This window comes from Acinetobacter sp. LMB-5 (assembly GCF_001541635.1).
GTDB classification, from domain to species: Bacteria; Pseudomonadota; Gammaproteobacteria; order Pseudomonadales; family Moraxellaceae; genus Acinetobacter; species Acinetobacter pittii.
On sequence record NZ_LRDR01000005.1, the window covers coordinates 246,819 to 260,063 of the forward strand.

Consider the following 13,245-nt stretch of genomic DNA (forward strand, 5'->3'; position numbering starts at 1 on the left):
TTGCAAAGTAAAATCGCCTGATATGTACCAAATTTAAATTAAGAGATATGGATAATTCATGAATTTAATAAATCACAGTAGTAAGTTCTTTTTTGCAATTTTTCTTATGATGAATCTTTCAAATACATATGCCGCACAAATACAGGCTGTAGGTGTTGAAGTACAGGAGAGTGCTGGAGACGCAATGGAAGCTGCTGGAGCAGAAGCTGTAGAGGTTGGTGGGCAAGAGGCTATATGTCGTGCTGATGAGGCGTGTGATGTTGCATCTGCTGTTTCTGAGGATGAAATGTACGGTGGTATTCAACAGGAATATGTCGTAAAAGGCTGCAAGGTAACAATCTACAATGATGGGCCTGTGAAAATGGTCAATATAAAGACGGATCAACCATGTGATGCTCCACTTCCTAAAGACCATAAATTTTCTAGATAGACTCTGTGAGCCTATAAATTATTTTGTGCGCCTTTCTGTTTTTTCTCAAAATCATGAACCATTCGAATACGCTCTTCGGTTGCAGGATGAGAGGATAAAGTATCAAGAACAGCTGTAGATAGTTTATTAGCTGAAGATTCTTCTTGAGAAGTTGCTGGGTTGGCCTGATTCTTTTTATCGATACCTTCTTCTGTTGTATCGCTTAAACGTTGTAAGAAATTTGCAAAGTGCGAGACTTCGATATGCTTCCTATCCATCAACTGTAAAGCATATAGATCGGCTTCGGATTCAAATTTACGTGAGTAATTTGCACCAATCATAGCAGCAGGTAAGGACGTAAATAAGTCTGAATTATCTCCTGTCATTGCAATATATAATATACTTAGGCCTAAACTCGTTAACCCTTGTTGCAAACTATGGCGATAAACCAAATGGCCTTGTTCATGGGCTAATACGCCTAAGATTTCCTGATTCGTATGTGCCAATTTGATCAGTTCATCTGTGATAATAATCGTATTATTGGGTAGCGCTACAGCATTAGCCCCTAATTGATCGCCTTTACGGAAGACTAATTTGGCTGGTTTGTTTTCAGCAACAGTATTCAAATATTGTTTAGTAATTTGATCTTTTTGAGTTTGTGCTAATTGGCTGGGTGCAGTCCAATTATTTAATACATAATTCTCGGCTTCATCACCTAGTTTCTTTAAAGTATTCTCAGGTAATTGAAAAGCAAGATAATGGGACGTTGCTGGAACACCCCATTTGACTAGACTGATCGCAAAAGTAATCACAAAAATTACACTAAAAAGAATAAGACCTGGAGAGCGTTCAAATTTCCAGATCGAATGTTGAACCTTTTTAGTTGTGTAATTAAACCATTCAGGTAATGCACTATGAAATTCAATTCGTGCATCATCAGATAATTCAATTACTGGGTGTAACTGTCCCAGCGCACCAATCAATTTCATATCAGAATATTGATAATGACGCTGAAGTTCTAATTGCTCACCATACCGAATTAGAACTTCAGATTCAGATTGAGCTGAAATCTGAGCAGGGTATGGTTTAGACACTAGGCCATCATAGAAAGTGATATCTACTGCGTGGGACATAAATTATTAAACTCAAATTATTATAAAGAGATGTCGATATCAAAAATATCACTGATTTCTTCAGCTAAAGCACTTTGCTCTTGTTGTGCTAGATTCATCATTTGATCTGGATCATCTAATAAAATTAAACTCATCGATTCAATTTTGTATTTGTGAATACGAACTGCAGCCCAAGCAGACATTAAACCTATGGTTAAGATTTTTACAATCCAGTTCGATGCTACAATCCATGCAAAACGCCATTGGTTACAGTCTGTTTTAAATTGACTGTTCCCAATTGTAGTATTGTTCCATGTGGTAATAAAAAGACGAGCAGCAATTAATGGATAAATAAATAATCCAATAAATGCATATACCGTAAATATTCCGAAGACTACAGCGTTCGGTGAGAACCCTGAAACTGTTCCTGCCATAGCAAAGTAAATGATTGAAAAAATAGCAACTATACCAATTGCAATAAAAACTGGTATATAAACTGCAGCCATATACGCAGACCACTTCGCGTTTAATTTAAAATTTAATTGTCCTGCATATAAGTTGTTAAGATAATATTTTTTATATAGCCAAATAGCGACAGGTGTAAAGATTCCTAAAGTGAAAATATATACCAATATACTTAAAAGAAAGACTTTATAAGATTCTTTTATCGTTCCACCAAAATAAAAACGTGCGTTGCCGAACTTACTATTTCTTGCCGTAAAACGTAAAGTAGCGCGAATTAGCCAAGGTACTGCTGCATATAGCGCAACTAGTCCAACCACAGTCGCAATCATTGAATACTGTGATGAAATTGCAAATACGACGTAAATTCCTAATGCAATTAAACGTCCAATCAAAATCTTGGTTGGAATCCCTGTAAAATCAAAGCGGCGTTCAAAAAATTCTGTATTGCCATAGAAATAGCGTAGGCGACGAACTTTGGCCCAAGGTGCATATAAGCTTAAAGTAATAATAGTCAAAAGAATATTAACGATCCAGATTCCAAAATATTCTGAGGCATTCCCATGAAACTTAAAATGATGAATTCCTGAGTGTGAAATTGGTGGAGTAGTAATATTTTGCTCCTCATTTACATCTTGAGGAAGAGAGGTTAAAGCTTGGTCTTGCATTTTATTCTCTTTATTGAAAATATATGATCTTGATTGAATGTAATAGATAATTAGAAAACTATTGAGAATATTATATGTTTTTTATAAATTGAAATAAATAGAATGAAAAGCAAGCAACTATTTTACCATTATATTCTTATTGAGTTGTTTCGAGCAGAAAGCTTATCGCGAGAAGTATAAATAATAGGTTCAAAGGCATCGGTGACTTATTGTGATTGTAAATTTAGTAGTAATTCTAAGAAAAACTTTCTACATCATTAATTTCATCATTTACCATTTTTTATATTCTAATCTTACCTGTTAAAACTAATATATCTATATAAAATTCAATCCCGTTATAAACCCCAATTTAACAATAACTCATTCATTATTTATCCTTACTTTTTAATGATCTAATTTAAAACAAATGTCATTTTGTGTGCTTGACTGTAAGAGAGTTGAATACTATTCTTCGCATGCTGGCCACATTGCCAGTCGGTTGTCGCAGACCGTCTCATAGAAGCATTAAAGGTTTTATACCTTTAGTGTCTAGCCCCTCGTGCCCCCTCTACGGTGGAACGGGAGGGGGACACCCACGGGTGTGCTGGATCTATGACCAGTCTGCGAACCCCCTTTCGTTCTGCCACCATAATTTTAATGATTTGGCAGAACTCCCAATAAAAAAGGAGTTGGCTTTGCACATCCATTATTTCTTGGCTCTCAATGCCAAAAGCTATAACGACACAACTTAAAAATTTAAAGCAGCTTGAACGCTATAAGGTTTTCAGGCTTTAAGTCATTTTTACTTAAAACTTAGCAAAACAAAACTTGAGATGTGCCAAGCACCGTCTTACGGCTTCGCTGTGACTTTTTTTCTCCCAGAAAGGGCACAGGCTTTTTATCTCATTTAGAAACAACAAGAATTTATAACGGTAAAACTATGCCAACTTTAGAAATATCTTCCAAAAAATTACAGGTTGTTCAAACTGCCATCCAACTCTTTACGACGCATGGATTTCATAATGCAGGCGTAGACCTGATTATCAAAAAATCCAAAATTCAAAAAGCGACGTTTTATAACTACTTTCACTCGAAAGAACGACTTGTTGAAATGTGCCTAATCTTTCAAAAAAGCCGACTCAAAGAAGAAGTTCTAGCAATTGTCTATTCACATCGCTATCCAAACGCAGCCGATAAACTCAAAGAAATTGTCCGTTTACATGTAGATTTAAACAGTTTTTACTTTTTGCTATTTAAGGCCATTTTTGAATTAAAACTGCTTTATCCTCGAGCTTACCGCATGGCGATTGAATATCGAAAATGGTTACTTAAAGAACTTTTTGATTTGATATTTAGTCTAGAAAGTCGTGGCTTAAAAGCTGATGCAAACATGATTTTATTTATGATTGATGGCGCAATCATCCAACTTTTAGATCCTAATAAAGCGGAGGAAAGGGAGAAGTTGTTGGATTACTTTTTAAATGCTTTGGAACGAAGTTTGGTAACTGTATGAATAGGAGTATAAAAATTATATTAGTTATATTAATAATATATTCTATATTAATAATTATATTATTTAACTTTTATTAATTTGTGCTTAAGCTCTTGTAATTGTAGTGATTTATTTTTACTTTTTTATGGAATGGCATTTTATAAGATATTGATTTTTAATTTTATTACATACATTCTAGGAAGTTATTATTTGTAAAAGGGTAGATTTGAAAATAGACAAATCTGTCTATTTTTTATAAAATATAGTAGTTTATAACTCAGATTTATAAAAAAGTGATGTTTAATAATATCTTTCAAATTTTAGAGAATTTTGGTTTTCTCTCAAAACATCGTTCGGTATACCTTCAATTTTCAGATGCATCCCTGAATAGTCAAGTTTTTTTACAACGTATAGATGGGCAACATTATCTTAATCAGGGCATAACTGCAGATTTGATTTGTTTATCAACCAATGCTCACCTTCCACTTAAAAAATTTATAGGTGTACAGGTTGCTGTTGATCAGGTGACAGATCAAGGACAATTATTTCGTACTACAGGTATTATTACTGGAGCATCACAGGGGCAAAGTGATGGTGCTCTAACTTTATATAAGCTCACAATAAGTGATTCAACTTATCTTTGGCATAAACGCAGAAATAGCCGTGTGTTTATGAACAAGAGTGTGAAAGAAATTAGTGAAATTCTTTTTCAGGAATGGCAAGGGAAAAGCCCATTATTTGCTGCTAGCCTTACACTAGATTTGAGTGGATTAAAACAGCAATATGATACTCGTCCTTTCGTTATGCAGTTGAACGAACCTGACTATGACTTTCTAACTCGTTTATGGCGAAGTGAAGGTATTAATTGGCTGATTGATGAAGCGGAACTGATTGTACCGAATAATACAGATCATATTCAGGCACAAAAATTACGTCTCATTGATGATAATAACCAATTTCAAGCGCTGACAAGAAGAACGGTTCGTTACCATCGAAGTCATGCAACTGAACAGTTTGATAGCATGACTAGTCTAATCGCTGGTCGTAGTTTACAGCCGACTTCTGTGTATGTGCAGCGTTGGCAGTCAGATGTATTACAACAAACAGATGGGGCTGGCAATGTACAAAGTAAACATCAACATAGCAGTAATTATGACAATCAGAGTTTAAGTCTTGAAGATGCTTGGCATTTTAGCCCAGCATGGATGCAAGATTTGAAAGGTGAAGATGGTGCAACACCAGCAAGTGGTCAGCAGCTAGAAAAGTTCAATCAAAACTTAAGTGCTTATCATGATGCTCAATCTAAGCAGTTTGTTGCTCAAACTACTGTACGGGATACACAAGTCGGCTATTGGTTTGAACTTAATGAGCATCCGGAAATTGATCTACATAGTGGAGCAGACAAAGAGTTCTTAATTATTGGTAAGAGTTACTACAACCAGAACAATTTACCCAAAGATTTAAATCAGCAAATTCAAGCTTTGGTTCAACAAAGCGATTGGCCGTTGGGTAATACAGAAGAACGTCAGGGTAATGAACTGATTTTACAACGCCGCAATATTAAAATTGTGCCTGAATATCAACCATTACAAAATCGGCCTAAAGCTTCTCCTCAACGTGCGCGTGTAGTTGGTCCAGCGGGTGAAGAGATTTATGTTGATCAATGGGGACGTATTAAAGTTCGTTTCTTGTTTACAAGAAGTGATGACCATAACCACGATGGTGGAGCGGGAAGTAATGACAATGACACTGATTCAGCTTGGATCGATGTTTTAACCCCTTGGGCTGGAAAGGGGTATGGTGTACGTTTCTTGCCACGTGTTGGAGAAATCGTTGCTATTAATTTCTTTGATGGTAATGTCGATCGCCCATTTGTAGTTGGACGCATTCACGAGGCCGAACGTCATCCAACCCGATTTGACCAGAAAGGACAGTTACCCGATACCAAAAAACTAAGTGGGATTCGTTCAGAAGAGGTGGGTGGAAAAGGCTTTAACCAGTTACGACTTGATGATACGACTGGGCAAATTAGTGCACAGTTACAAAGTAGCCATGCTGTTAGTCAGTTAAACCTTGGTAATTTGAGCCATCCGAAAGAAAGTGCGACAAGTGAAGGTCGTGGTGAGGGGTTTGAACTCAGAACGGATCAATGGGGAGCTATTCGAGCTGGTAGTGGTTTACTCATTACTACTCATAAACAGGATCAAGCCCAAGGTGTGCATCTTGATGCAAATAATGCCGAACAACAAATAGAGGGTAGCCTCAACAATGCCAAAGCACTTAGTGAAGTTGCTAAAAATCAGCAAACCGATCCACTAGAAGTGCTTGAAAATCTAAAAACTTTTTTAGAACAAATTGAACAGCAAGATAAAGATAAAGCAGCTGTATTTAAGCAAGCTATTATGGTGTTAAGTGCACCAAATAGCGTGGCTATAGCCAGTAACGAAGATATACATTTAAATGCAGATGGCCAATTAAGCCAAAGTGCTGGAGATAGTATTAATTTAAGCACTCAAAAAAACATAATTGCACACGCACAAAATAAGATCAGTCTTTTTGCAGCCCAACAGGGAGCTAGGCTCTATGCGGGTAAAGGGAAAGTTGAGATACAAGCCCAAGCTGACGGAGCAGACTTAATTGCACGTAAAGGCGTTCAGATTATTTCTACAGAAGATCGAATTGAAATTACTGCCTCTAAAGAAGTTGTAATCGCATCTGGTGGTTCCCAAATTAAGATCAATAGTTCGGGAATTTTCCCCGTCACAGGCGGGAAGTTTGAGGTGAAAGCTGGGCAGCATTTATTTACTTCTGGAGCAAGTGTGAGTGCAAATACTCCACAGTTACCTAAAGCTAAATCAATGCAAGGAGCTTTGGAGTTATTGCGGAGTTATGGTGGAGAAAATTTCTTCAAGCAAAATAGCTATAAAGTTATTGATTCATTAGGTAAGCAAATCACAGGCAAACTCGATGGAAATGGTTTCGCACAAGTAACAGGTATTGCGCCTGGACCGGCTAAAGTAGTTTTTGAGAAAGATAATACAAGTGCATGGCTACAAAGCAGTGATTTTAATCGTGAATACACTTGGGCTGAGCCAATCAAAAGCATTCAAGGTTTAATGAAAAATACCCTAGGAGCAGTGGGGCAAAATGTTATGTCTCAGTTGCAAAATAATCTTTTTTCAGCTGATAAAAATAGTTTCAAAAACTTTGGCAAGAATACTTTAGATAATTTAGTTGGACGAACAGTAGGTCAGATTAAAAATCAGGTAACCAATACCGCCCTCAATACTGTTTCAAAACAACTTAATCTCAATTTATCTGCCGATCAAATGAAAAGTCTTGGTCAAATGGCGGTAAACCCAAGCCAGTCTCTTGAAATGCTTAAAGAGCAGAGTGAAGGTTTTCTCAGTAATCAAATGGCTGCAAAATTATCTAAGTCCATAAATCAAGATTCACCTATTCAGCAGAGTGCTGTAGATACTTTTGTGAAGTCAAAAAAGTAGATTAGATGAATAGAGCGATTCAACATAGAAAAATATTGCTGTAATTGAATGAATTAAAGGTTTTATATTGATGGCTAAAGAGAATACACAACAGAAAGAAATTAAAAAACAACCTGCTGTTGAACTTGCTGTTTTTAACTTAAATAGCGTTACGGATGTAGCGGACTTGCAAATGATTGCAAGTCAGGTTCAGCGTTATTTACAAGTGTGTGGAAACACGACACTAGAACAAATAAAAAGTAAGGCCAATATAACCACGGTTGCTAATATCTTTGCATTAACGGGTAGTGTATTAGACCTAATGCTCTATGCTACAGATAAGAAAACTGGTGATGTTGCTGTACAACGTGGGGCATTACTTGCGGCAAATTTAATAGGCTTATTTTCAGAACCAAGTAATGAAGCTCATGCGCGCATGGCTTTACGTCCGATGTTTGGTTTAATGGCACAGCGCTTATATCGAGAAAATGGAAAAATTACAGAAACGGATATTAAGCGGTTAGGTTTACATCTCAATGCGATGATCGCTGGAGATTTAGAGAACTTTTTAAAAGAGACTCAAGCGAAGTTAAGCACTCTACTTGCTAGTGCTACGGCGTTGGGTGTAACTATATTACAAAGCATGGCGACCCCAGCAACAGGTATAAATGTAGGAATAACTACTGCGGCAGGTGCAAGTGCAGAGAAACGAGATCCAAAACTCAAATTTACAAATTGGGCCATTCCACTCATTGATTTGTTAGGGAAGCCTACCCAGGTAAATTTAACCCCTAAAATACAACCAACTATAACAAGTCTTTTACAACAAGAAGCAACTCAAGCTATTGTGGCTTTAAGTCAAACTTTACAACAGCAAGCGAATGCAAGCCAAAAATATACGTTGGCATGGCTATTACAAGAAACGCTGAAAGCTATACAAGCATTAGAAAATAAAGGTAATGCAAATGTGCCAATCAACCAGACGGGCGAGTATGAACGGCATACGAAAGGAGACACTTTAGAGTTTGTAAGTTTACAGGCAGATGCTTTAAATGCTCCGCCATGTGAAGGTGCTGATTCACAATCTGGAAAAAGTATTAGCTATTCAATTGGTGCTGAACGGGTTCAACATGCAGACTTCTATTTACCGAAAATAGGTTTTTCTTTTATACGGCAATATAACTCACAAATGGATGAGTTTGATCAAAGCATGATTGGTGCACGTTGGATGATGCCATTTTCCAATATGATTCAACAAAATGCTCAAGGCTATCTATTTATTGATAGTAAAGGGCGAAAGCATCAACTACCAGCTTCCATTACATTTGAAACTTATGAAGTACCTTATGAAGGAATAATAGTACAACCTCTTAAAAGTGGAGATCTGGTACTAAACTTTGGGGGAGACTGGTCTTTTCAATTTCATCAGTTTTCAGTTGGACAGCCTTATCAATTGATTCAACAATTCAATGAAAAAACACTAGAAAAGATTGATTTAAGTTACCTTATTTTTGAAAAGGTTGCTTATCTTCAATATGTTGATTTTCAATTAGAGCATGCCAAACACCAATTAAAATTTGCTTTTAATGAGCAAGTTAAAATTATGGCGGTGTTTTTAGATGCTAAAGCCGAACCATTAGCACGTTATGAATACGATACCCAAGGGAACTTAATTAAAGCTATTGATCAGAATGGCCATATAAGAACTTATGAATATAATCACTTTCATCAACTAACACGTTATACAGACCGTACAGGGCGTGGACAAAATATTCGCTATGAATCAATAGACGCTAAAGCTAAAGCGATAGAAGAATGGGCCGATGATGGTAGTTTCCATACCAAATTAAAATGGCATCCACGTTTACGTCAAGTGGCGGTTTATGACGCTTATGATGTTCCAACTTACTATTACTTTGACCTCAATGGATTTACTTACCGCACACGTTTAGCAGATGGACGTGAATCATGGTACAGCCGTGATGGACAAAAGCGGATTACTCGTCAAATTGATTTTGAAGGGCGAGAGACTCAACAAGAATATAATGATCAAGATCAACTTGTTAAAATTGTCCAGCCAAACGGCGGAGTAATTCGTTTTGCATATGATGAACAGGGTAATTTAGTTGAAATTAAAGACCCAGAGGGCAGTATTTGGAAACGCGAATATGATAAAAATGGTAACCTTAGTAAAGAAATCAATCCATTAGGGCATATCACACAGTATAAATATAACAATAATAATCAATTGGTTGAAGTCATTGATGCAAAAGGTGGTGCTAAGAAAATTCGATACAATGAATTGGGGCAGATGATTTCATATACCGATTGCTCAGGTAAGAGTAGTACATGGGAATATGATGAAGATGGTGCACTGACTGCTGAACAAACTGCAAATAATAAAGTTGTACAGTATTTTTACAGTACCAAAGGCCGAGATAAAGGGCAGCTACAAAGCATTATCTATCCTGATGGGTTAAAAGAATACTTTGAACATGATGAAGAAGGACGCTTACTTAAGCACATAGATACTAAAGGTTTAGTAACGGAATATAAGTACAATCAAGTTGGCTTATTAGAGCAACGTATTGATGCCAATCGACATAGCGTAGCTTATCAATGGGACAAACAAGGCCGCATTCAAAAGCTGATTAACCAAAATCAAGCTGAATATTTGTTTGAACACAACCCGTATGGATATTTGATACGTGAGCAGGCCTTTGATGGAGAGGAAAAGCACTATAGTTATAATGAGAACGGAAGATTATTTCAAATCCGTCAGCCAAATATACTGACCCAATTTGACTATTATGCAGATGGACAAATTGCTTCGAAAAGCTTTACCCATTTACATACAGGGCAGAAACAAACAGAACAATTTGACTATAACCTGAATAGCCAACTGAGCCGAGCCAGTAATGAGGTTAGCCAAATTGATTTCTATCGCAATGCACTTGGACAGTTGGTTAGAGAGCATCAACATTATAAAATTCCAGAACTGAAACCGCTCACAGCAGTATTACGTTATGAATATGATGAGCTTGGAAATTTAATTAAAACAATTCGACCTGATGGACAAACATTGAACCATCTTGTTTATGGTTCAGGGCATATTTATGCGATTGGTTTAAATAATCAAGAGGTTATTTCATTTCAGCGTGATGATTTGCATAGAGAAACAACACGATTATTAGCAAATGGACTCATTCAAACCAAACAATACAATGATGTTGGGTTATTGAGTTCACAGCTCATTCAATCTGAGCAAGAAACCCAAGATTATTTACAATATCAAGCACATAGATATTATCAATACGATCAAAACTATTTGCTTAGTCAAGTTGAAGATAGCCGTCTGGGTAAGCTCAACTATCAATATGACCCAATTGGGCGTTTAATCGCAGCTCAAAGTCTACATAAAGCAGAAAGCTTTAGCTTTGACCCAGCTGGTAACTTAATTGACACTGACTCGGTATTAAGTCCAGCACAAATTAAAAATAACCTTATTAAAAGTTATAAAGGTAAACACTACCAATATGACGCTCAAGGTAATGTGACAGAGATTACTCAAGCAGGCAAAAACCTTAAACTGACTTGGGACAATCAAAACAGACTTATTCGAAGCGATAATAGTGGTCTAGTTACAGAATATGGTTACGATGTATTTGGTCGTCGACTCTACAAAAAAACAGCCAGAGAATTAACTTTATTTGGTTGGGATGGAGATTTAATGATATGGGAGTCTTTTAAATCTGCACAGACCAATTATACAAAGCACTATATTTATGAACCTGATAGCTTTGTTCCACTATTACAAGCAGGTTATAAGGATTTTATTCAACTCATAGAAACTCCTGATTATCAGGAATATCAAACAAAACCTTATTCTATTTATAAAGACCCAATATGGAATAGTAATACTCGGAAAAAGCGTACTGATTTAGAGCAGATTACATTCTACCATTGTGATCAGGTAGGAACACCACAAACCATGACTAATACCCGAGGAGAATGTGTTTGGGAAATTCTCCACGACACGTGGGGAACGGCATCGGAAATTACAACGGTAAACCAAGATAATCCATTTGAACAAAATAATTTACGCTTTCAAGGACAATATTACGATCTGGAAACAGAACTGCACTATAACCGTTATCGTTATTATGAGCCTCATAGTGCAAGATATGTGAGTAAAGACCCGATTGGTTTAAGTGGCGGAATTAATACCTCTGCTTATGTAAGTGATCCAACTCAATGGATAGATCCGCGGGGGCTTGCATCGAATTCGATTGGTTCATATGGAAGTGTAAAATCAGCATCAGATACATATGAAAAGTATGCAACAAGTAAAAGTTTAAAAGATGTAGCCGAAAGATATGCGGCTGGGAAAACAGCTAATGCAAGTATTGTGGCAGGTGTGGGGATTGGTGGTTCTGTAGAATATAAAGGAAATGGTGTAACTAGGTCGACTTTAGAAAGAAGTATAGGCTTATATGGAGAAGCAAGTATCACCGAACCAGTCGATGGGTTTGCATTTGGTGAACGTAAAGATGGTAAGTATGTAGAAGCATGCGCTGGTGTTGTTAAATATAAGGCTTGTGGTGGTTCTAATACAGACAAGATCAATCTATATGGTAGATTAGAAAAACCACAAGGTATTTCTAAAGGATTGAAAATTTCTCAGGGCCAACAAACAACAGTTGACCATAAGTTACCGAAACTCCCACGAATCCCAGATGCCCCATCCAAAATGGGTTATCATCCACTTGATTTTCCAAACCAAGGCATGTTTTAAATGAGAGATAATATGAAAATTTTCTTGTCAATATTTATATTTAGTACATTAACTTTGGTAGGATGTGATTCATCTAATATAAAAGTTAAAAGTTCTAATAGTGAGTTAAGTAAATATCAAAAAGACGCAGAAAATGGTGATCCTGTTGCCCAATACAATATGGGGGTAGTATATCAACAAGGTTTAAAAGGTGAGAAAGTAGATTTAGATAAGGCCGTTTATTGGTTTGAAAAAGCAGCTAAGCAAGGTGAAGAAGATGCTAAATATAATTTGGGTGTAATTTACATTAGTGATAATTCAAAATATAAGAATGTTAAAAAAGCAATTGAAATTTTTTCAGAAGGGATGGAAAAAAATGATGCTGAATCTATTAATCAATTAGGAGTTATATATAAAGATGGTATTGATACTGCTGTAGATTATACAAAAGCATTATCTTTATTTAAGCAAGCAGCTAATTTAGGATCGAATAGTGCAGAGTTTAATCTAGGGATAATGTATTTTAAGGGGCAAGGTGTTAAACAAGATTTTATTGAAGCTAGGAAATGGTTTGAAAGAGCATATCAAACAGGTGAAAATATTGATGCAGCTTATACCCTTGCTGGAATGTATTATGAAGGGAGAGGAGGGAGTAAAGATATTGAAAAAGCACTAAATTTATATCAGTTTGCAGCTGATCACGGAGATCAAGAAGCTGCTAAAAATATAGAAATTATAAAAAAAGAATGTGGGTGTTAAGAAAATGAGATGATCTGAGTGAGGATAAATAATATCTAAGCTCAGGATGAACTATAAAATAATATTTTAATTTTAGTATGGATTGGTTTTTATATATTAACTACTTAG

7 protein-coding genes are annotated in these 13,245 nt (G+C 36.2%); 5 read left to right on the top strand and 2 right to left on the bottom strand.

The features are described from left to right. Nucleotides 1-106: 106 nt before the first annotated feature. Complete coding sequence (locus AW165_RS08210) at nt 107-430, top strand: hypothetical protein (RefSeq protein WP_081410586.1); 324 nt, start codon at nt 107-109, stop codon at nt 428-430. 11 nt (nt 431-441) lie between these two features. On the opposite strand, the gene AW165_RS08215 is transcribed toward AW165_RS08210, so the two are convergent. Together AW165_RS08215 and AW165_RS08220 are read right to left on the bottom strand one after the other, a co-directional pair. Further along, nucleotides 442-1,542, bottom strand: a complete 1,101-nt coding sequence (locus tag AW165_RS08215; protein ID WP_060465467.1) for a M48 family metallopeptidase — start codon at nt 1,540-1,542, stop codon at nt 442-444. Between the two features lie 20 nt (nt 1,543-1,562). After that, the gene (locus AW165_RS08220) at nt 1,563-2,651 is read right to left on the bottom strand and encodes a YjgN family protein (RefSeq protein ID WP_060465468.1); all 1,089 of its coding nucleotides are present in this window, start codon (nt 2,649-2,651) and stop codon (nt 1,563-1,565) included. A 919-nt stretch (nt 2,652-3,570) separates the two neighbouring features. Between AW165_RS08220 and AW165_RS08225 the strand changes: the two genes are divergently transcribed. From AW165_RS08225 to AW165_RS08240, 4 genes are all read left to right on the top strand, one after another. Further along, nucleotides 3,571-4,143: a TetR/AcrR family transcriptional regulator gene (locus tag AW165_RS08225; RefSeq protein ID WP_060465469.1), complete on the top strand. Its 573-nt coding sequence runs from the start codon at nt 3,571-3,573 to the stop codon at nt 4,141-4,143. Between the two features lie 275 nt (nt 4,144-4,418). After that, complete coding sequence (locus AW165_RS08230) at nt 4,419-7,625, top strand: type VI secretion system Vgr family protein (protein ID WP_060465470.1); 3,207 nt, start codon at nt 4,419-4,421, stop codon at nt 7,623-7,625. A gap of 70 nt (nt 7,626-7,695) precedes the next feature. Further along, on the top strand, nt 7,696-12,399 hold the full coding sequence (locus AW165_RS08235; protein ID WP_060465471.1) for an RHS repeat-associated core domain-containing protein: 4,704 nt from the start codon (nt 7,696-7,698) through the stop codon (nt 12,397-12,399). Nucleotides 12,400-12,411: 12 nt separating this feature from the next. Then, a complete protein-coding gene (locus AW165_RS08240) occupies nt 12,412-13,137 on the top strand; it encodes a tetratricopeptide repeat protein (protein WP_060465563.1) in 726 nt (241 codons plus the stop codon). Nucleotides 13,138-13,245 lie beyond the last annotated feature (108 nt).